Genomic DNA, 19,742 nt, shown 5'->3' with positions numbered 1-19,742 from the left:
ATTCCGACGATGCAACGAGGGCAGCGATGATAAAATCGCCGCTTCCAATCCCATACTGGTCTGGCCAGTTGTCCGACCCAGGAGCGTATAAGCGCCATGAGCCGTTTGAGTGAGTCTGTCACCCGTGTCATGCACATCCTCGATGGGGCGGACCTGGGCGCGGACTATACGGTCGCGCAGCTGCTCGGCGAGACAACAGCCAGGCGCTCCCTCGACCTCTCCGACCTGTCCCCGCAGGAGCAGGCCGCCCTGGTCGAGGGGCGCGCGATCAACCTGATCCCCTCGGCCGCGGTGCTCGCCGAGAAGATTGAAAGCGCCCGGTCCGAGGGGCGCCCGCTGGTCGTCAAGTACGGCATCGACCCGACCTCGCCTGATGTTCACCTCGGACACGCGGTGCCGATCATCCTCGCCAGCCGGTTCCAGCGGATGGGCCACCACGTCGTCTTCATCATCGGCGACGTCACGGCCAAGATCGGCGACCCGTCGGGACGCTCCTCGGAGCGTCCGCCCCTCACTGACGAGGACATCGCCCGCAACCTGAGCGGCTACCAGCAGCAGGTCACGCCGTTCATCGACTTCGAGCGTGCCGACCTGCGCTTCAACGGCGAGTGGCTGAACAAGGTCACCCTGCCGGAGCTCGTCGGGGTCCTCGCCCGGGTGCCGGTCTCCATGTCACTCCAGCGCGAGGACTTCCGTACCCGGCTCGCCGAGGGCCACGGGCTGTCCGTCGCCGAGTTCGTCTACTCCGTCGTCATGGCGTGGGACTCGGTGGCCATCGACGCCGACGTCGAACTCGGCGGCGTGGACCAGCTGCTGAACCTCCAGATGTGCCGCAAGGTCATGGAGATCTCCGACCAGGCTCCCGAGGTCGTCATCACCACCCCGCTCATCGAGGGCACCGACGGCACGGGCACCAAGATGAGCAAGAGCAAGGGCAATTACGTGGGCCTGACGGCGTCGCCCGATGACGTCTACGGCCGGCTGATGTCCATCCCCGACCACCTGACCGAGCAGTACCTCCAGCTGCTCACCGAGTGGACGGACGACGAGATCCGCGTGGTCACCAAGCGCCTGGAGGCGGGAACCGCCCACCCGATGGCGGTCAAGCGCATCCTGGCTGGCGAGGTCGTCGCTGCTCTTCACGGCTTGGACGCTGCTGCCGCCGCCCGTGCGGAGTTCACGGCGCGCTTCTCTAAGCGTTCCTTCGGGGATGCCCAGAACCTCCCCGTCATCTCCCTGAAGGACCACGCCGAGGACACGCTCGGGGCCCTGATCAGCGGTACGCTGGACTTCGCTCCCAGCATCTCCGCCGTACGTCGTGTGGCTCAGCAGAAGGGTCTTCGACTGATCCGCGAGTCGAATGGAGACCAGCAGCCGACGCCGCTCACGGAGGCTTCTGTGCAGCAGACGCTCGGCGCAGTCGTCAGCGAGATGGGGGCACTCGAAGGTGCCGAGCTGTACCTCAAGGTAGGCCGTAAGGTCGCCCGTATCGACGCCTGAGTTTTGAGACACGGCGCTGGCCCACCGTGTGGGTCGGCGCCGTTCTGTTCGGGGAGGAATAGTCTCGATAGCAGTGGTGAACATCCGTCCCACGTGGCTGTCCGACACTCCTCCTAGCGTCGGTTGAATGGATCACGACAGCGACGAGAACCTGCACAGCGTGCGGATCATCGCTCGCGGTGCAAAGGCCGCGATCGAGATCGACGGACAACGGGTGGACCCGGGTGCCCTGAGCGGCTACACGGTCACCCACCGAGACGGGGAACAACCGCAGGTTGTCCTGTACTCGGGGGACTATGCCGAGTCGACCTTCGAGGGCCTTGTCCGAGTCTCCGTGGCCGACATGCCCGACCCGGGCCCGGCTGCCGCGGTGTTCTTGTCGGCGATCGATGCCGAGGAGCTGGAGCGGTCCGCGCTGGCTCGGCCCGACCTGGGCACCGGCCCGCATTCCCTGACTCAGGCGATGCTCACGCAGCTCGTGGAGTGGGCGCGTGGCCTTTGACGTGGAGGGTGCGCGTCGGGTCGTCGGCCGCATCCTGGACGACAAGCTCGAAGTGTGGCGGGACGGCGCCGGCCGCGCGGACGATGTGCTGGACGAAGCCACCGGCCAACTCGTGTCCCCGACGCCGGACGAGTCCTTGGTCTGGGACGGGCTCGGCGCCGTGATGCCGCTGGGCCGTCCCGCGATCACCCGGCCGCTGAGCGGTGCCGTCGCCGTCGAGCCGCCCACGACGGACTACCAGGCCGTGCTCCCCGTTGACACTCCGGAACTCCGGCCGGACGACGTGGTGCGCGTGGCCGGATCGGTGAGGCCGGGCGGGCCGCGTGATCCTCAGCTGGTGGGCCGCCGCTTCCGCGTCTCGGACGAGACCGTAGGCACCTACAGCGTGGTGCGCATCGTCAGGGTGCAGGTGATCGACTGATGGCACCGGCGAACCCGCATCCCAACGCCCACCCGGACGCGACCGCGTTCCGCGACCCGATCGCGCTGGCCGCCGCGCTGGCGGGGATGGGTCCGGCCACCCGCGCCCGAACGCGGACGATCACGCGGCACCACGCCATGCTGTTGCGGGTCCGCATCCAGCGGAACGCGAGCGGCAGGCCCGGCCCGAACGTGATCACCGGGCAGTACCGCGCCTCCTGGGACGTGCGGGTGCGCACTGGCGGCGGCGAGGTCACGGCCGAGGTGTTCTCCGATGCCCCACAGGCGCGACGGCTGGAGTACGGCTTCGTCGGTGTCGACTCGCTGGGACGGCACTACCGCCAGCCGCCGTTCCCCCACGTCGAGCCCGCGTTCCGGCAGACCGAACCGGCGTTCATCCACTCCCTGGCGGACGGGGTGCTCCCGTGACCGCCCGCCTTCCTGTGACCCGCGCGCTCGCCGCCCTCCTGGAGCACGCCACGGGCCGACCGTGCGGGATCGGTGAACTCCCACGTGTTCAGGGGAAGTCCGGCTGGGAGCCCGCGACTGTCCCGTACACGATCCTCGACTCGCTGCCTGCCGAGTTCGCAGGCCCGCCCCTATGGGACTGGCACGCCGATGCCGCCTGGGCCTACCAGATCACCTCGGTCGGGGAACGGGTCGACCAAGTCGAGTGGCTGGCCGACCGCGTACGCGCCGGCATCGTCGGCCGTAGAGACGGAAACTGGGCCCACGACCTGCACGTTCCCGAAGCCCGCGTCATCGACCGGGAGTTGACCTACGACGCCGGAGGAGAGCCCTCGGTGTCGGCGGCAGGCGCTATCGTGTCCTACGTGCAGCGGGTCACGATCACCGTGACCCCAGCCTGAAGAATCGTTTCTTCTGATCCTCACCGCGGAGGCCTGCGCGGACGCTAGGCCCCAGGCCAGGCGAACCCCCTTTGAACGTCAAGGGGCAGGGCCTCGGCACGGGACGCTGCCCCAGAAGTGGGAGCGGACCGGTGTCCACGAGCACGAAGAAGACCCAGACCCGATTTCTGCGGCGCGGCATCTCCAAGATCCTGTGGTCCAAGGACCTCAACGACCCGAAGTACCCCAGCCGCCGAGAGATCACCAACGCCTTCAGCCTGACCGACGCCGTCTCGGACATCGAGGGCTGGGCGCTGGAGAACGACCCCATCGAGACCCCCGACATGGGCTCGACCTTCAACTCCTCGATCCCGGGCAACGACAAGGCCGAGAACTCCAGCCTGACCTTCTACGAGGACCGGTTCTCCGACGCGATCGAGCAGCAGCTCCCCAAGGGCGCGAAGGGCTACGTCATCCTGCTCCGCAAGGGCGACCTGCCCGGCTCCCGCTCGGTGGACGTGTTCCCCGTACAGGTCGCCACCCGCGCCGCGACGTACAGCACCGGCAACGAGGCCGCGAAGTTCAAGGTGGACTTCACGATCACCGACGAGCCGTCCCTCGACCGGCCGGTGCCGCAGGCGCAGCCCCGCCCGCTGCCGGACGAGGAATGCGAGACCGACCACGGGCACGGTCACCACGACCACGACGGTGACCACGTCGACGTGACCGTGGTCAGCACCACGAAGACCAAGACCGAGGCGACGGTCCGCGAGCACGACGCTGACGAGGGCTGATCGTGTCGCGCCCCGCCCAGGCCAAGCGCCCGTCCCCCTCCGCCACGTCGGCGGAGGGGGCGTGGTCGGCCAAGATGGAACGTCTCCGCCGCCGGGCCCGCCCGCAGAACCGGCTCCGGATCTGTGACGACGCTGAGCTGCGCAAGCGGTACGAGGAGGCTGAGCAGGCCGCCCGTCGTGCCCGGTTCGTCGCCGAGGCCAACCCGGGTGACGAGCTGGCCGCGCGCCAGGCCACCGACGCAGACGCTGCGCGGGACCAGGCGCTCCAGGCACTCGACGCCGCCTCGGAGTTCCTGACCTTCCGCGCGCTGCCGCGCCCGGTACTCGAGGAGCTGATCGCCGAGCACCCGCCCACCGAGCAGCAGGCGGAGGAGGGGGCGATCTTCAACGCCGACACCTTCCCCGCCGCGCTGGTGGCGGCGGCCTCGGTGGACGGCATGAGCCGGGAGGAGGCCGAGGAGCTGCTGAACGGCTGGTCGGCGCCGGACGCCAACGCGCTGTGGGACGCCGCCTGGCAGATCCAGCAGGAGAGCCGGGTCGAGCTGGGAAAAGGCTGAGTCGTGACGCCGGCCTGCGTGCCGAACTGGAGCTGTGTGAGCTGTACGGCATCCCGCACTCGCAGTTCCTCGGCGGCGACGGCCGCTGGACCGACCTCGACCGGGCCAAGGCGTTGGCCTGGGCGGAGTGGCAGCGGTCGGTGTGCCCGGAGTGCCACACCCGGCTGGAGGAGTGGGACCGCGAACGCGGCGGCGGCCCGCACGCCTACGTCACCGACACCCTGCGCTGCCCCGGCTGCGAGCTGATCGAGCAGGAACGCGATCACGTCCCGCAGGACCGGTCCGGCTACGGCGTGAAGATCCAGCTCCTCCCGCGCGCGCAGTACGAGCCGCGCCCCTGATCCACCCCCGCACCATGTAAGGAGGCCGCCGCGGTGGCCGGGTTCACCCTCACGGTCGCGATGCGCGCCGAGGTCCGCGACCTGATCGCGGGAACCCGTGCTGCCTCCGCACAGATGCGGACCCTAGGGGAGCGCACCGACGCGGCGAACCGGTCCCTGGCACGGCTGGACGCCAACGGGGCCCGGCTCGCTGCGCAGTTCGCTGCGCTGAACCGTTCCTCCCGCGCGGCCGTCGGCGAGCTGAACCGGATCGCTGCCCGCGCCGGGGCGGCTCGTGTCAGCCTTCGAGCAGCTGGGGACGACGGAGCCCGCTCCATGTCCCGCCTCCAACGCGCCGTGGCCGGCGCAGGCAGAGGAGGCATCTCCACCACCAACATGCTCGCGGGCGGCAGCCTGCTGCTCGGCGCGGGCGAGATGGTCGAGGAGGGCAACCGCTACCAGCGGCAGATGAACCTCTTCCGCGCGGTGACCAACGCCACCACCGCGCAGATGAAGCGCGCCGCCGTCGTCGCGCAGGAACTCGGCAACGACCTGAACCTTCCGGGCTCGACCGCGGCGGATGCGGCGGAAGGCATGGTCGAGCTGAGCAAGGCCGGTTTCCGCGCCGATCAGTCGATCGACGCCGTACGCGCCTCACTCCAGCTCGCTGCGGCGGCCGACGTCAACGCCGCCACATCGGCCAAGTATTTGGGCGACATCATGGATCAGTACGGCCTCGGTGCTGATCAGGCAGCCAAGGCGTCGGACACCCTGGCCGCCACGGCGAACTCCGCGTCCGGCTCGATCACCGACATCTACTACTCGATGCGGTACGCCGGACCCGTCGCCAACGCCCTCGGCGTCTCCCTGGAGGACACCGCGGCCGCGGTCGGCATGCTCGGCAAGGCCGGCATCCTCGGGCAGACGGCGGGCACCAGCCTGCGAGGGATCTTCGCGAACCTCGCCGCGCCCACCCCGAAGATGCGCACCGCGCTCAAGGAACTGGGCATCGACGCCTGGGACGCCCAGGGGCAGTTCCGCGGGCTGCGCGTCGTGATCGACGGTTTGGCCAAGGCTGAACACGACATGTCGCAGAAGGACTTCGCGGCAGGCGTCACCAGGGCGTTCGGCAAGCCCGCGCTCAGCGGTGCGGTGGCGCTCGCGCATCAGGGCACCGAGTCCTTCGACGACCTGTCGATGGCCGTGCGGCAGACGGGTGCTGCCGCGTCCATCACGGCCTCGCGCGGGCAGGGCCTGTCCGGCGCGATGGTGCAGCTGCGCACCCAGGCGCGGCAGACCGGGCTCGCGCTGTACGAGGGCATGGCACCGGGACTGGAGTGGGTTACGCGGCTGCTGACCCGCGGACTGTCAGGAGCGACCCCGTACCTGACCACCGCGCTGGAGTACGGCCGCAACCTCGCCGTGCTGTACGGCCCGGACCTGAAGGCCAAGACCCAGGAGGGGCTTGGCGGCCTGGTCGATGAGGCGAAACGGTTCGTCGGGCCGCTCAAGGAGCTGGGCGAGGACGCCCTTGCCACCGGCCTGAACCTGCTGATCAACGCCGCCCAGACCCTGGGCCAGGTCCTGGACAACGCGGCCGACGGCGCGGAGCCCATCGTGTCCGCCGTGGCCGACCTCGGTGAGGAGGGCGGCGCGGCGGCCGGCACGCTCGACATCATCGCCACCGTCGCCAACGCGGCGATGGACGCGGTCTCGGGCCTGTCCCTCGTCCTCATGCCGATCGGGCACATTGTGGGCGGTCTCGTCACCGCCTTCGGTGCCCTGCCCGGCCCGATCCAGTCGGCTGCCCTGGCCATGCTGCTGTTCCGCCGTGTCCAGCCGAGCCTGACCAACGTCGCCAACACCGTCACCGGCCCGATCCGCAGAGGGTTCCAGGGCTTCGCCCAGCAGATGCGGGTCCAGCAGGCGCTCGCGGCCTCCGCCGGAGTGTCGCTGTCCCGGTACGGCGCAGCCTGGGCCGCGGTGCAGGCGCGCGTCGGCTTCCTCGGCAACATGACGGCGGCGTTCCGCAGCGCGAACGGCGCCGGAGTCACCTTCATGGGCACGCTGAACGGCATCGGCCGTGCGGCCGGTTCCGGGCTGCGCTCCGCGGTCGGCGGCGTCACCAACGCGCTCGGCGGTCCGTTCGGGATCGCCATGGCCGGTGTCTCCGTCGGCCTGGGCCTGCTCGCGACCCGCCAGCAGAAGGCCGCGCAGGCAGCGGCCGAGCACCAGCAGCGCATCTCCTCACTTACCTCGGCCCTGCGCGAGTCCGGCGGGCAGATCGACAGCAACGTGCGGCAGCAGGCCGCCCAGATCCTGCTGGACACCAAGACCAGCCAGGGCCAGCTCACCAAGGTTATGGACCAGGCCGGCGTCCCGCTCGCGACCCTGACGGACGCGTACCTCGGGCAGGGCACCTCGCTGGAGACGCTGCAGAAGCAGCTCCAGGCGACCGCCGACAAGCACAAGGTCTGGAAGGACGTTGCGGCCGGCAAGGCGTCAGTCCGGGACTACTCGGATGTCGGCCAGCAGTACAAGGACGCCGCGGACGCTCTCGGCAGCGTCAAGGGCGAGATGGCCGAGTCGGTCAAGAACGCCCGGGAGCTGGCTAAGGCGGCGAAGGGCGCGGGGGACGGCACCTCCGCCTACGACCGGCTCAAGGCCGCCGTCGGCGGGCTGGCGGACGAGACGGCCGACGCCGACACCCGCACGCGCTCGCTCAAGAGCGCCCTCGACCTGCTGTCCGGCGGCCAGATCTCTCTGCAGGCGGCGAAGGCGAAGGTCAATTCCGCTGTGCTCGACCTTCAGGAGGGCAGCAAGGGCGTCAATCGGGAGCAGGGGTATGGCGGTAGGCAACTGGTCAACCAGGACAAGACCCTCAACACCACCACGCGGAACGGGCAGCAGCTCTACACCCAGCTCACCGCCCTGTCCGACGCGGCAGCCGATGCCTCCTTGGCGACGTACGACTTGGCCATCCGTAATGGGGAGTCGCTGCCCGCGGCGCTGGCGAAGGCCCGTGGGGAGATGAGCCGGGCGCGGGCTGAGGCGATCAAGGCTGCCCGCAGCTACGGGCTGACCAAGGCCCAGGCCGAGGGCGTCGCCGACAGCCTCGGCCTCCTGCCGTCGAAGGTGTCGCTGCTGCTCCAGACCAAGGGTATGGACAGCACGCTCGCGAACCTGATCGCGGTGCAGGCCGAGTTCCACCGGCTGCCGAAGCAGAAGACGATCAAGGTCGACTCGCTGAGCGACGGCGCGCAGAAGAAACTGCGCAGCCTCGGCTTCACCGTCAAGACGGTGCCAGGCACGCGGCAGATCAAGATCACCGCGCCGACGGCGGGCGCCCGCAAGAACCTGGACGTGCTGATCGACAAGCTCGGACAGACCCCGAACTCGAAGAACGTGAAGGTGTCGGCGCCGACCGCCGCGGCGATCAAGAGCCTTGAGGCGGTGCAGGCGAAGATCCGGGCGACGCCCAGCGCGAAGTCGGTCATCGTGCGCGCGCCGACGGCCGAGGCCCGCAAGCAGCTGCAGGCGCTGGGGTTCCGGATCGAGAAGGTGCCCGGCTCGAAGAACGTGAGGGTCACCGTGCCCACTGGGGGTCCGCGCAAGGCGGCCGACTCCATCCAGCAGCGCATCAACGCCCTGCGCGGCAAGGAGGTCACGGTCACCACCCAGCACGTCTCGGTCTTCAGCGAGCTCGCCGAGCAGAACACCAACGTTGCGGACGCAATCCGGCGACAGGCCGAGGCTCAGGCCCGTGCCGCCAAGAAGCACGCCGATGGCGCGGTCGTGGACTACTTCGCGGACGGCGGCGTCACCGGCGGCCCGCGCCGGGAGCGGCACGTCGCTCAGATCGCCCCGGCGGGGAGCTGGCGCATCTGGGGTGAGCCCGAGACCGGCGGGGAAGCGTACGTGCCGCTGGCCGCCTCGAAGCGCGACCGGAGCAAGGCGATCGTGGAGACCGTGGTCGACCGGTTCGGCGGCCAGGTCGAGTGGTACGCCAACGGCGGCGTACGAGGCCGCCGCAGCCGCGACTACAACCCGATGCTCGCCAGCAGCTTCAAGCAGGCCCGCAGCGTCGCGGCGATGGCGGGCGTCGTGCGCTCCTTCGACCTCCGCACCAGCAGCGACCGGGCCCGCACCCGCGTGGTGGACGCCCGCGCCGGCGGCCGGGTCCAAGTAGTCGTCGTGCGCGAACAGCAGCCGCTGATCGGCACCATGCCGGTCACCGTCACCGACAGCTCCGCCACCCCCGAGCAGATCGGCAACGAGATGATGCGCACCCTGCGCAACGCGCAGCGGGGCGGGAGAGTGTGATGACCACAGCACTGAACAAGCACGACTGCCCCGAACTCGCCCCGTGGCAGTACGAGATCGGCGGCGTCGTCCTCGGCACCGGCAGCTACGTCCCCGTCGGGAACGTCGAAGGGCTCGGATCACCCGGCACCAGGCCGCAGGACGCCGACAACTCCAACAGCGACGGCACCTCACCGGGCCGTGACTTCTACGGTCCGCGCCCCCTGCGCTTCGAGGCGGGCATCAAGACGCCCGGCGACCCGGTGAAGGCCGCCGAGATCCTCGCCCGGCTGGAACGGGCCCTGGACACTCCCGACGCCCGTACCAATCCGGACGGCCGTCACGTCCTGCGGGGCCGGTGGCCCGGGCATGCAACGCGCCGCATGTACGGGCGACTTCGGCGGATGGAAGCCACCAGCACGGCCAACGCCGTGCACGGGTGGATACCCCTCGACATCGAATTCGTCGGCCTGGACAACCCCCGCTGGTACGACGACGAGCTGTCGAAGCTGACGCTCGGCCTGGACCAGGCCGCCCGCCCCGGGACCGGGGACCGCACCGTCGACGAGGCAATGGGCCGTCCTGCCGCGTGCCGCCGCCCGGCCGACCCGCACCACCACCTGGCCGACGACCGCCCCGGCTGGGTCACCAACCACGGCGACGTGCCGACCTACCCGAGCCTGCGCGTGCACGGCCCCGTCACCAACCCACGCATCTGGAACACCGTCACCCGCCGCGTCCTCGAACTCGACCTCTCGCTGCGCGACGGCGAATGGGTGGAGCTGGAGACCCGGCCCGGCACCTGCTGGGCCCTGCGCAACGGCACCGTCAACGTCGCCAACGACCTCAGCCCCGCATCCCGTCTCGACCTGTTCACCCTCCCGCCCGGACGGTCCGAGATCGCCTGGAGCGCGACCGACCCGTCCTGCACCGCGCGCCTCGAGGTCGCGTGGCGGTCCGCGTACACCACCCTGTGAACGGAGAGCATTCGTGACGCTGCAACCCCCGATGATGGTGCGCGGGGCCGACCACTCCGCCCGCGCGATGCGCCTGATGATCCGCGATCTCGCCCGCGGCCGGCAGGGCGTCGCGGAGAGCGAGGACCTGAAGGTCCGTCCGCTGGAGACTCCCGGCCCCGGCGTCCGTGTCGGTGACGGCTCTGCCCTCATCCACGGCGCCCGCCCGTGGCAGGGGGCCTACACCCAGAGCAACATCGGTGACGCGCGGGTCGACGTGGACCCGACCGGCCCGTTCGCCCGCACCGACCTGATCGTTCTGCGGATTGAGGACCCGGAGTGGGAGGGTGAACGCGATCCCCGCACGCAGGAGATCGGCTACTTCCACGTCGTCAAGGGCGTGGCCCGCGACGCCGCCACCGTGCCCGAGGGCATGACCGGGATCGCCCTGGCCCGCATCACCCTGCCGCGCAACACGGCGGCGATCACCGCCGACATGATCACGGACCTGCGGCAGATCGCGAACCCGCGCGCCGAGCGCACCCTGCGTACCGTGCACCCGACCGCGACGGAGGAGGTGCCCGGCAAGCACGGAAAGTGGGCGGCCTGGCCCAAGGAGGCCGCCTGGGATCTTGACGTCCCGGCCTGGGCGACGACGGCCACCGTCGTCGTCACGCTCTCCGGCCTGCGCGCCGAGGCGGGCTCCGTGTACGCCGAGCTGCGCACCCGGCTCGGAGAGCGCGCCGCGAAGCCGACCGTCGTGGACGACGACGGCACCACCACCCGCCGCTCCTCCGTGACCCTGGCCGACACGCTCGCCGTGCCGCCCGCCTACCGGGGCACCCGCCAGCACCTGGCCGTCGAGATCAACCAGAACGACAAGTACGGCGACGGCGACTTGAGCGTGGCCAAGGGCACCACGGTCACGCTCGACGTCGCGTTCACGGAAGGGCCTGCGTGACGATGGCCGACTACCGCTACATCGTCGCGCGGGCCGCGACCGGTGACGTTCTGCACTGGAACCTGCCGCTGAGCGAAGTCGAGTACGGCCCGGAGATATCCGGGCCCGGCTCGCTGAAGGCGACCTTGCCGACGGCGTTCCGCCGCTCCCTCGGCGACGCGCTCGACGCCGGCGACACGGTGCTCCTCGTCGAGCGCAACGCCCGCCTCGACTGGGGCGGGCTGCTCTGGCGCGCCGAACCAGAGGGCAACACCCTGCCCGTCGAAGCCTCCGGGTTCACGAGCTACCTCCACCGCCGCTTCGACCTACACGGCAACCTCGACGGCCGCGGCCCATACATCGAAGCGGACCCGTGCGACGTGATCCGCGATGTGTGGGCCTACGCGCAGGCCCAGCCGGACGGCGACCTTGGCGTGGTCGTGGACGACACGAAGTCGAAGGCGAAGACCGGCACCGCGAAGGACCCGTACTCCACCTCCAAGACGGACCCGCGCAACCTCGGCGAGATGGTGGACGAGATGGCCGAGATCGATGACGGCCTGGAGTGGTCGGAGACCGTGGCCTGGCGCGGGCGCCGCGCCGAGCGCCGCATCATCCTCGGTGCGCCGCGCCTTGGCCGACGCCGTGAGGACCTGACGTTTACCACCGGCGCCAACGTGGTCGGCACCCCGCACGTCATCAAGGACGCCGACTCCTACGCCCAGTGGGTCATCGGGCTCGGGGCGGGCGAGGGCAAGCAGCGCAAGGTCGTCGTGGACGGCGCACGCAACGGGCGCCTGCGCCTGGAACACCGGCTGGAGACGAGCGAGAGGAACGAGGCGAAGCTGAAGCAGCGGGCCCGCCGCGAACGGCTGGCCCGCCAGGTCCTGCCCTCGCTGACCGAGCTGGAGGTCATCGACCACCCGGCGGCCCCGATCCACGCGCTGCGCATCGGCGACGACGTACGTATCCGCCTGTTCGAGCCGCACACCGAGTTCGACGGTTGGTGCCGGATCGTCGGCTGGACGGTACGCCCCGGCGAGGGCGAGGCGGCCGAGCGCGTGACGCTGAAGCTGGAGCGCACCAACAAGCCCGAGGACGAGACGGGCGAGGGAGAGGAGCAGTAGGTGCCGGACACGATCGCCGACCTCGGCCGCCGACTGGCCAAGCTGGAGAAGCGCGTCGTCACCCTGGAACGCGCCCGCCGCGCGCCGTACCCGGAGTGGCGCGACCTCCCACTGACCGGCGACACCACCGTCCCGGACGAGGAGCAGCCGCCGCAGTTCCGGGCCAACCCCTGGGACACGACCGAGTTCTGCGGCCGGATCGGACTGGCGGGCGGCCGGGCCGCCGACGAGCAGCTGGTCGCGCTGCTGCCCGAGGGGTACTGGCCGGAAGCGCCGCGCACGGTCGATGTCGCCTCCGACGCGGCACGCCGCAGCCTCCAGCTCGACATCGACCCAAGGGGTCTGGTGCGTTTGCGTGTCCAAGGTGGAGGCAGTGTTCCTGCGTCCTGGATCAGTCTCGATGGGTGTATGTGCCGCACCGATAGCGCCGACGAGGGCGACTAGTTCGCCAGATCGATCACCACCGACATCATGAGCCGAGGGTCGGGGGGCCGGACGTCACGTCCCGCGATCATGGCAACAACACGTTCAGGCAATGCGGGGAGCGGCTGATCGTTGGCGTTCCGCAGGGCCAGGCGCCGAGAGACACCGCTAGGCAAGGCATAGGAATCGACCAGGGGTGCCGGTTGAGTCACTGCCGGAACCTCGGCGTGGTCGCCTGACGCAGATGGCCGCTTGTCACCCTTGCCCGTGTCGTTTTCAGACCGTTCGGCCCTGAGAACGACAGAGGTTTCAGCCCATGCTAAGTGGGCGAGACCAGCTCGGTGCATGAAGTTGACTACCGCATGGGTATCCTCCAGTTCGGCCCGGTTTCGATCTGACTCGTCGCAAAGGATCGTGTGCCACGGCATGCTCTGCTGTCTGGCGTACCTTGGCCCCAACGTGGGATCAAGAATTGCAGCTCTCACTGTGTGGGCGGAGACGATGGTGCAACCGAGATGGGCCTGCTCGCCGGAACCGTGAGGGCAGTCGAAGACGGCGTGGCCTGTGGAGTAGGGGGTCCAGTTTCGGTGGTTGTAGAACACGTAGGCGGGCAGGCAACCCGACGCTTGCGCGTCTTCCACGAGTAGATCGCTTTGCAGGCGGCCTCTTACGGTGTACTTCAACTGATAGCTGCCGCCACGTTTCATGCGCTTTGCTTGTACCCGCATGCCGAATCCCCGTGTACCGGAGTAGAACCACCATTCCCAGTCGGCACCGTTCTGAGCCTCTTCGGGTCGATGGAACTCCTGGATCTGCACGCGGTCTTTGTGCAGTCGGTGAAATCTCCGCAGATTCTTCTTGGTGAATTCCTCCTCGCTCGCGGGAGAGCCATGGACGTGGTCCATCGCGAGGTCCTCGAATGTCTCCTTCGCGCAGTCGCGAAGCGTGCGACACAGGGAGCCGGGAGGCGCCGAGCCTTGCGCTGATAGGGACTTGGTGGACCCGTCAAGCGGTGTTCCGCAGTACGGGCAATAACGGAACTGCTGGTCGATCTGATGCCCGCAGCACAACATTGGTCCCCTCCCGGTGCAAGTGATGCGCGGAGCAAAGGCTAGCGGGCTACGCCCGAGGTGCGGCTGGGTACCATGTGGGCGGGGTGACCCTCCATCCAGCTTCGATCTCCCGAGGGACCGGACCGCCGCGGCGGCCACGGCCGACTGCCATCCGGCGCAGGGGAGAAGGACGAAGCGCGTGGCTACACCGCTGAGCGCCGACAGGTTTCTGTCCGTGCTGAAGGGCGCCGGGCTCGGCGTGGTCGAGCACGGCAAATGGCGCACCCACAACCGGAACACCCACGGCAACTGGGGCCCCGCGAACGGGGTCATGATCCACCACACCGGGCCATACAGCTCCGAGAAGGACATGGTGGAGCTGTGCCGCGTCGGCTACCAGGATCTTCCAGGGCCCCTCTGCCATGGCGTCATCGACCGGTCCGGGACGATCCACCTGGTCGGCTACGGCCGGACCAACCACGCCGGCATGGGGGACACAGACGTCCTGCTCGCGGTCATCACCGAGAAGGCGGACCTGCCGCGCGACAACGAAGCGGACACCGACGGCAACCGGCACTTCTACGGCTTCGAGTGCATCAACGCCGGGAGCCAGCCGTGGCCGGTGGCACAGCTCGACGCGATGGCGCGTGCGGCCGCGGCCATCTGCCGCGCACATGGATGGAACGAGCACTCCGTCATCGGCCACAAGGAGTGGCGGCCAGGGAAGCCGGATCCGGGCGGTATCGACATGGACGACTTCCGCGCCCGGGTCGCCCGGCACCTTAATGACGGCGGTAAGCCGAAGCCCGACCCCATGCCGAAGCCCAAACCGGACCCCAAGCCCAAGCCGAAGCCGACACCGAAGTACGCGGCGTACCCAGGCAAGCAGTTCTTCCGCGAGGGGCGCTCGTCCCCAGTAATCGCCGCGATGGCGAAGCGGCTGATTGCCGAGGGCTGCGACTCCTACGACACGCCGCCCGGCCCCGTGTGGAACGACGCGCACCGCCGCTCCTACGCGGCCTACCAGATTAAGCGCGGCCACCACGGCGCTGACGCCGACGGCATTCCCGGCCCGCAGACCTGGGCGGACCTGCGAGTCCCGCACCAGGCCGGTGCCGCCGACCCGACCCCCACCCCGCCGAACCAGGAGCACGACCCGATGCCGCAGGCCCTCGCCGATGTTGCTGAGCGCACGATCGCCACGTACCTCCAGGCGCTGCTGGGCCTGATGGCGGCCTCCAGCACGACGGACATGGTGTCCCTGTCGGCGTGGCAGGCCGCCGCGGTCTCCTCGATACCCGCCGCGCTCAGCGCGCTGAAGTCCACCCTCGGCACCGTCCTGGGCAGGCCCGGAACAGCCTCGTGGCTCCCGCTCAAGCGCGACCCGGCCACGCCCAAGCACTGACCGCCGGGCCGCGAGAGAAGAGGAGGAAAGACCGTGCCCGAGGGACAGGTCGCGCTCGCCCTGGCGGAGCTGCGCCAGGCGCTGGAGGTCGGATTCGCGCGCATCGACGGACAGTTGGCGCTGCTCGTCCAGCGCAGCGACCAAGCGGACAAGGCCCTGGAGGACTTGGAGGAAAGGGTGAGCGCGCTGGAGAAGACCAGGTGGCCGCTGCCGACCGTCGCCGTACTGGCCAGCATCACCGCGGTGGTGCTCACCGCCTTCAGCCTGGCCCGCGGCTGAGACGAACGCCCCTGCTGTCAAGCGGTGTTGTCCGACAGCGCGCATAGCGTGAGGGCGCACTTGTTCCTGCGGCCTGGGGGTCATGATGGATACGACAAGCCTGCTCGTCACCGACCTGGAGGTGGACACCGCGCTCGCGAACCCGGCGGTCCCGGCCGCCATCCGCGCGGTGTGGCAGCTGCTCTGGGAGTTGGAGGTCCGGCTGGACGAGGTCCTGGCGTTCGTCGTGCCGGACGCGGAGCTGGATGACCGTCTGGTCGTCATCCGTCATGCGAAGGAGGCCGGCGTCTACGAGGCCGGGATCACCGTGTCGGCGGCCAACGCGCTGCGCGAGCTGATCGGGGCCCGTACGGACGGACCGCTGTTCACGCTCGGAGGGCGGCGGCTGACCAAGGCCGAGGTGGCGACCGCCTTCCGCAAGGTGACCGGCGGGCGCACCATCCACGCCCTGCGGTTCACGCGACAGAGGAAGGAGCAGGGCTCGACCCGGCTCAGCTCCACCGCCGACCATCCCGAGGGCAAGAGCGCGTAGAGCGCGCGGCAACGCACACGGCCCCCGCCGAGGCGGGGGCCGTTTGGCCTCTTGGAGAAAAGACCGCCGCCACCATAGCAGCGACCGCCGCGTACGCCGGCGTGCCCGTACGGCTACGCTGCCCTCTGCACCAGGGCAGACACCGGAGGACGGGGATGAGTCGGGGCAAGCCGTATCTGGTCGGGCACCAGGAGTTCGCCGCGCTGTACCGCGTCGATCCGAAGCAGGTCGCGCAGTGGCTGGCGCCGAGCCGCGGCAGCGTGCTGGATCCGGAGACCGCCATCATCGTCAGTGGGGTGCGGTATTGGCCGCTCGGCTTCGCTGCCCGGTGGGGAGCGACCACGGCGCGGTTCCGCCAGGTCGACCTGGACGTGAAGGCGCGGATCATCGCGGAGCAGGGCGAGGGCTGGGAGCCGGATCTGGGGGATGAGCTGCCACCGATCGTCGGCCAGCAGGAGATCATCGAGCTGTTCCATCTGCCCGCGCAGGGCAACTTGGCGACGACCATCGCGACTGGGCGGTTTCCGGAGCACGACTGGCTGCTGTCCGGGTCGATGCTCTGGATGCTGGACACCGTCCTCGATGCTGTCCCGAAGCTCCGCGAGAGCGCGCGGGGCCTGCCCTGGGACGTGGACGAAGTGGTCGTCTCCGCGCTGCGCGACGGCACGTATGACGGGCCCGGCAGTCGCGTACTGACCCGAGGCCGCCACGCCCGAAAGGCCCTCTGACCTGCGCAAACACTGTACTTAGCCTCGAACTGCAATTAAGATATAAGTAATCCCCGTTATGGGGGTCGCAGTTCACCAAGGAGGCAGTAGTGCAGTTCATCGCCACACCGGGCGGCGACGAGATCGCGGTCATGGATGCCCGTGAGGCCCTGGTCGTCGAAGGGGCCCTCTCGCTCTACGTGCTCAAGCACCCCGAGTCCAACGTTGCCATCGATGCCCTGCGGGCTGCGTCGGCGGCCAACGAGGCTCGCGAGGTGCGCATGGAGGAGGCGGCTGAGCGGACCTCTGCCTGACCTCGGGCTGAGCGTGTGAAGTCGCGCCTGTAGCCGGTGGGGTTGATCATCTGTCCGCCGACCCGCAAGATAGGTGACATTCTTGAAAGAAGTCACACCAGGGGGTGGGTATGGCAGCCGTCCAGGACGAGATACCGGGCCTGGTCATCCACACCGTGAGGCAGCCGGACGACCAGCCAGCGTCGATCCAGGCCCAGTTCGAGACGTTCCACCAGCTCAACCCCTGGGTGCTGCGTGCCCTGGAGGCCCTGACCGCCGACTACCTGAAGCGCGGCGCGAGCCGAGTCGGCATCGGGATGCTCTTCGAGGTCCTGCGCTGGCGCTACGTCACGGCGACCGAGGGCGACGAGTTCCGCCTCAACAACAACTTCCGCAGCCGGTACGTCCGGCTGCTCATCGAGCGCCACCCCGAGTGGGCGGGCGCCTTCGAGGTCCGCGCCCTGCGGACCGACTGAACCAGCTCTCTTGGAGACGAACGACCCATGAACCAACCGACCGAGCAGCAGGGCGACGACGCTCCGTCCACCGCCCCGCCCCTGACCACCACCGAGGTACTGCCCGAACGCAGCGTGTCCCAGACCGCCGTCGTCCTGCGCGCCGACCAACTGGAGTTCGACGTACGTCAGGTGGCCGCCCTGGCCCTGATCAGTCCCGGGCTGGAGCAGGCACCGCGTGCGCAGTTGGCCGTCTTCTTCCACTACTGCGTGCGCAGCGGCCTCGACCCGTTCGCGCGGCAGATCTACATGATTGGCCGCACCAACTGGAAGGCCGCCGACAACCCCGACGAGCCCGAGAAGACCTGGACCATCCAGACCGGCATCGACGGCTTCCGCACCGTCGCGCACCGGGCGGCGGCCAAGGCCGGGGAGTCCATCTCGTACGAGGACACCGTCTACTACGACTCCGAGGGCAACGCCCACGACGTCTGGCTGTCCAAGGCGTACCCGGCCGCGATCAAGGTCACCGTCCTACGCGGCACCGCGCGCTTCCCGTTCATCGCCAAGTGGGACGAGTTCGCCCCCACGTACTACGACCGCAAGCAGGGCGCGTACGTCGTGGCGAAGATGTGGCAGCAGATGCCCGCCCACATGCTCCGCAAGTGCGCCGAGGCCGGCGCACTGCGCATGGCCGCACCGCAGGACCTGTCCGGCGTATACGCGGACGAGGAGATGGCGCGGGCCGACGCCGAAGCCGTCGTCCGCGAGGCGGAAGAGGCGACCCGACGCCTGCGCGAGGCCGCCGGACTGGAAGCAGGCGACGACAAGGACGGCGACGCGAACGACGAGTCCGCCGAAAACTCCCAGGCCGGGGACCAGGAGCAGAGCACGGACAAGCCCGCGCCGAGGAAGCGGGCGCGAGCTGCGAAGAACGCCGCCCCGAAGGCCAAGCCGGAGACCTCCGCCGAGTCCGCCCCGTCTGACGAGGCCCCGGCCCCGGCGAAGCGCGCACCGCGAAAGCAGACCGCCGCGCCCCGCCGCGCCTCCTGACCTCTGACGACACCGGGTGCCGCCCGCGCCGGCGGGCGGCACCCCACCCTCTTGGAGAACACCGTGACCACTATGGGCATCGCGCCAGAGCGGCCCGTCAGCCTGTGGCCCGCCGCTCACGCGGCGGACGCACGCCGTCCCCGCTCCCAGCAGACCAAGCTCGGCGCCAGCGACACCGTGTGCGCACGCCGTGCCGGATACCTCCTGCACGGCCGCACCCCGACCGACGTCGGCGAGAAGCGGAAGGCGATCCTCGGGACCTGGCTGCACGCCGGGATACTCGAGGCCGCCCGCGAGGAGTACGGCTGGCTCGTCGAGCGCCGCGTCGAGGACCAGACCGTCCGGGGCCACATCGACGCCGTCCAGCTCGATAGCGCCACCGCCGCCCGGCTCCCGAAGCGGCTGCGCCCTACGCTCCCGGCCGAGGAGACGACCGTCGAGGACGTGAAGACCAAGAGCACGTACCAGTGGGACAGCGTCCTGCGGTACGGCGCGAGCGAGGCCGAGCTACGGCAGGTGTACCTGTACGCCGACCTGCTCGGCACGGAAGGCTTCGCCAGCGTCCGGGGCCAGCGGCAGCTCGCCCACCTCGGGCCGGTGCCGGTCGCCCGGATCCGCTTCCGGTTCATCAACCGCGACTCGGGCGACGACCACGTACAGGAGATCGCCTACGAGGCCGAGCGCGCCCGCCGTGCCCGCTGGTGGGTTCAGCAGGTGCGGGCCGCTGCCTCCCCGGAGGAGCTGCCGCGCACCTTCCAGGGGCCGGGCATCTCCGCGATCTGCGACCACTGCCCGTTCCGTACCGCGTGCTGGGGGCCGCTCGTCGCCGGGCGCTCCCCGCAGAGCCAGCTCATCCACGACGACGAGGACCGTGCGAAGGTGCTGGCCGAGTACGCCGAGGTCTCCGAGCAGATCAAGCCGCTCAAGGACCGGCAGAAGTTCCTGCGCGCCCAGCTCGAAGGCTCCGAACCCGGCGTCTACGGCGACAACGTCCTGAAGTGGAGCGGCGGCAACCCGACCAAGGTCGATGACGTCGAGGCGATGGTCGCGCTGTACCGCCGCGCAGGGCTGGAGGTGCCGATGGCGCCGGACGCGGCGGCCATGAAGGCGACGCTGAAAGAGGTGGGCATCCCTGTGCCCACGCGCCTCGACCACGACCGGCGGACCGCGGTGAGCATCAGCGTCACCGCGCGCAAGAAGCCCTGATCGCGCATCCGGCGGGGGCGCGGTCGGCGTGCTCCGCCCCCGCCCCGGCGCGGCGGGAACCGGACGGAACA

General features: G+C 69.8%; 21 protein-coding genes and 1 pseudogene. 21 read left to right on the top strand and 1 reads right to left on the bottom strand.

All coding sequences use genetic code 11. The annotated features are described in order from the left end of the window. Nucleotides 1-96 precede the first annotated feature (96 nt). The 13 genes from tyrS (at nucleotide 97) to ABZ078_RS31725 (ending at nucleotide 12,710) form a co-directional block, all read left to right on the top strand. Complete coding sequence (gene tyrS / locus ABZ078_RS31785; RefSeq protein WP_356580989.1) at nucleotides 97-1,500, top strand: tyrosine--tRNA ligase; 1,404 nt, start codon at nucleotides 97-99, stop codon at nucleotides 1,498-1,500. A 127-nt stretch (nucleotides 1,501-1,627) separates the two neighbouring features. Next, on the top strand, nucleotides 1,628-2,002 hold the full coding sequence (locus tag ABZ078_RS31780) for a hypothetical protein (protein ID WP_356580987.1): 375 nt from the start codon (nucleotides 1,628-1,630) through the stop codon (nucleotides 2,000-2,002). Continuing rightward, nucleotides 1,992-2,423 (top strand): DUF6093 family protein, encoded by a 432-nt coding sequence (locus ABZ078_RS31775; RefSeq protein ID WP_356580985.1) that lies wholly within the window; start codon nucleotides 1,992-1,994, stop codon nucleotides 2,421-2,423. Before ABZ078_RS31780 ends, ABZ078_RS31775 begins: the two co-directional genes overlap by 11 nt. Then, complete coding sequence (locus tag ABZ078_RS31770) at nucleotides 2,423-2,851, top strand: HK97 gp10 family phage protein (RefSeq protein WP_356580983.1); 429 nt, start codon at nucleotides 2,423-2,425, stop codon at nucleotides 2,849-2,851. Before ABZ078_RS31775 ends, ABZ078_RS31770 begins: the two co-directional genes overlap by 1 nt. Then, nucleotides 2,848-3,291, top strand: coding sequence for a hypothetical protein (locus ABZ078_RS31765; RefSeq protein WP_356580981.1), 444 nt, complete (start codon nucleotides 2,848-2,850; stop codon nucleotides 3,289-3,291). Before ABZ078_RS31770 ends, ABZ078_RS31765 begins: the two co-directional genes overlap by 4 nt. 131 nt (nucleotides 3,292-3,422) lie before the next feature. Further along, on the top strand, nucleotides 3,423-4,064 hold the full coding sequence (locus tag ABZ078_RS31760; RefSeq protein ID WP_356580979.1) for a hypothetical protein: 642 nt from the start codon (nucleotides 3,423-3,425) through the stop codon (nucleotides 4,062-4,064). A 2-nt stretch (nucleotides 4,065-4,066) separates the two neighbouring features. Then, nucleotides 4,067-4,621, top strand: coding sequence for a hypothetical protein (locus ABZ078_RS31755; protein ID WP_356580977.1), 555 nt, complete (start codon nucleotides 4,067-4,069; stop codon nucleotides 4,619-4,621). Continuing rightward, nucleotides 4,564-4,962 (top strand): hypothetical protein, encoded by a 399-nt coding sequence (locus ABZ078_RS31750; protein ID WP_356580975.1) that lies wholly within the window; start codon nucleotides 4,564-4,566, stop codon nucleotides 4,960-4,962. The genes ABZ078_RS31755 and ABZ078_RS31750 overlap by 58 nt, the downstream gene beginning before the upstream one ends. 33 nt (nucleotides 4,963-4,995) lie before the next feature. Next, nucleotides 4,996-9,264 (top strand): phage tail tape measure protein, encoded by a 4,269-nt coding sequence (locus ABZ078_RS31745; RefSeq protein ID WP_356580973.1) that lies wholly within the window; start codon nucleotides 4,996-4,998, stop codon nucleotides 9,262-9,264. Continuing rightward, the gene (locus ABZ078_RS31740) at nucleotides 9,264-10,220 is read left to right on the top strand and encodes a hypothetical protein (RefSeq protein ID WP_356580971.1); all 957 of its coding nucleotides are present in this window, start codon (nucleotides 9,264-9,266) and stop codon (nucleotides 10,218-10,220) included. Before ABZ078_RS31745 ends, ABZ078_RS31740 begins: the two co-directional genes overlap by 1 nt. A gap of 13 nt (nucleotides 10,221-10,233) precedes the next feature. Then, the gene (locus ABZ078_RS31735; protein WP_356580969.1) at nucleotides 10,234-11,160 is read left to right on the top strand and encodes a hypothetical protein; all 927 of its coding nucleotides are present in this window, start codon (nucleotides 10,234-10,236) and stop codon (nucleotides 11,158-11,160) included. After that, nucleotides 11,157-12,266: a hypothetical protein gene (locus ABZ078_RS31730; RefSeq protein WP_356580967.1), complete on the top strand. Its 1,110-nt coding sequence runs from the start codon at nucleotides 11,157-11,159 to the stop codon at nucleotides 12,264-12,266. The genes ABZ078_RS31735 and ABZ078_RS31730 overlap by 4 nt, the downstream gene beginning before the upstream one ends. Then, the gene (locus ABZ078_RS31725; RefSeq protein WP_356580965.1) at nucleotides 12,267-12,710 is read left to right on the top strand and encodes a hypothetical protein; all 444 of its coding nucleotides are present in this window, start codon (nucleotides 12,267-12,269) and stop codon (nucleotides 12,708-12,710) included. On the opposite strand, the gene ABZ078_RS31720 is transcribed toward ABZ078_RS31725, so the two are convergent. Continuing rightward, entirely contained in the window at nucleotides 12,707-13,594 is an 888-nt protein-coding gene (locus ABZ078_RS31720) for a DUF6615 family protein (protein WP_356580963.1), read from the bottom strand. The genes ABZ078_RS31725 and ABZ078_RS31720 overlap by 4 nt on opposite strands. 346 nt (nucleotides 13,595-13,940) lie before the next feature. Between ABZ078_RS31720 and ABZ078_RS31715 the strand changes: the two are divergent. From ABZ078_RS31715 to ABZ078_RS31680, 8 genes and pseudogenes are all read left to right on the top strand, one after another. Next, a pseudogene (locus ABZ078_RS31715) lies at nucleotides 13,941-14,846 on the top strand (peptidoglycan-binding protein); the annotation flags it as partial. Nucleotides 14,847-15,179: 333 nt separating this feature from the next. After that, complete coding sequence (locus ABZ078_RS31710; RefSeq protein WP_356580961.1) at nucleotides 15,180-15,425, top strand: hypothetical protein; 246 nt, start codon at nucleotides 15,180-15,182, stop codon at nucleotides 15,423-15,425. 82 nt (nucleotides 15,426-15,507) lie between these two features. Further along, nucleotides 15,508-15,957, top strand: a complete 450-nt coding sequence (locus ABZ078_RS31705) for a hypothetical protein (protein WP_356580959.1) — start codon at nucleotides 15,508-15,510, stop codon at nucleotides 15,955-15,957. Between the two features lie 155 nt (nucleotides 15,958-16,112). Beyond that, entirely contained in the window at nucleotides 16,113-16,685 is a 573-nt protein-coding gene (locus ABZ078_RS31700) for a hypothetical protein (protein WP_356580957.1), read from the top strand. Nucleotides 16,686-16,774: 89 nt separating this feature from the next. Next, nucleotides 16,775-16,978, top strand: a complete 204-nt coding sequence (locus ABZ078_RS31695; RefSeq protein WP_356580955.1) for a hypothetical protein — start codon at nucleotides 16,775-16,777, stop codon at nucleotides 16,976-16,978. 110 nt (nucleotides 16,979-17,088) lie between these two features. Beyond that, nucleotides 17,089-17,433: a hypothetical protein gene (locus tag ABZ078_RS31690; RefSeq protein WP_356580953.1), complete on the top strand. Its 345-nt coding sequence runs from the start codon at nucleotides 17,089-17,091 to the stop codon at nucleotides 17,431-17,433. A 27-nt stretch (nucleotides 17,434-17,460) separates the two neighbouring features. Next, nucleotides 17,461-18,465, top strand: a complete 1,005-nt coding sequence (gene bet, locus ABZ078_RS31685; RefSeq protein WP_356580951.1) for a phage recombination protein Bet — start codon at nucleotides 17,461-17,463, stop codon at nucleotides 18,463-18,465. A 72-nt stretch (nucleotides 18,466-18,537) separates the two neighbouring features. Beyond that, nucleotides 18,538-19,671, top strand: a complete 1,134-nt coding sequence (locus ABZ078_RS31680) for a PD-(D/E)XK nuclease family protein (protein WP_356580949.1) — start codon at nucleotides 18,538-18,540, stop codon at nucleotides 19,669-19,671. The last annotated feature ends 71 nt before the right edge of the window (nucleotides 19,672-19,742 follow it).

Source organism: Streptomyces sp. NPDC006385 (assembly GCF_040612485.1).
Classification (GTDB): domain Bacteria; phylum Actinomycetota; class Actinomycetes; order Streptomycetales; family Streptomycetaceae; genus Streptomyces.
Note: the sequence above shows the minus strand (reverse complement) of the source record. Positions and strands in the feature narration are given on the sequence as shown.

What these genes read in the sequence shown, in the direction of transcription:
- tyrS (WP_356580989.1), top strand. Translation starts at nt 97, where the DNA reads ATGAGCCGTTTGAGTGAGTCTGTCACCCGTGTCATGCACATCCTCGAT.
- ABZ078_RS31720 (WP_356580963.1), bottom strand. Translation starts at nt 13,594, where the DNA reads ATGGACCACGTCCATGGCTCTCCCGCGAGCGAGGAGGAATTCACCAAG.
- ABZ078_RS31740 (WP_356580971.1), top strand. Translation starts at nt 9,264, where the DNA reads ATGACCACAGCACTGAACAAGCACGACTGCCCCGAACTCGCCCCGTGG.
- ABZ078_RS31705 (WP_356580959.1), top strand. Translation starts at nt 15,508, where the DNA reads ATGATGGATACGACAAGCCTGCTCGTCACCGACCTGGAGGTGGACACC.
- ABZ078_RS31770 (WP_356580983.1), top strand. Translation starts at nt 2,423, where the DNA reads ATGGCACCGGCGAACCCGCATCCCAACGCCCACCCGGACGCGACCGCG.
- ABZ078_RS31700 (WP_356580957.1), top strand. Translation starts at nt 16,113, where the DNA reads ATGAGTCGGGGCAAGCCGTATCTGGTCGGGCACCAGGAGTTCGCCGCG.
- ABZ078_RS31780 (WP_356580987.1), top strand. Translation starts at nt 1,628, where the DNA reads ATGGATCACGACAGCGACGAGAACCTGCACAGCGTGCGGATCATCGCT.
- ABZ078_RS31690 (WP_356580953.1), top strand. Translation starts at nt 17,089, where the DNA reads ATGGCAGCCGTCCAGGACGAGATACCGGGCCTGGTCATCCACACCGTG.
- bet (WP_356580951.1), top strand. Translation starts at nt 17,461, where the DNA reads ATGAACCAACCGACCGAGCAGCAGGGCGACGACGCTCCGTCCACCGCC.
- ABZ078_RS31680 (WP_356580949.1), top strand. Translation starts at nt 18,538, where the DNA reads ATGGGCATCGCGCCAGAGCGGCCCGTCAGCCTGTGGCCCGCCGCTCAC.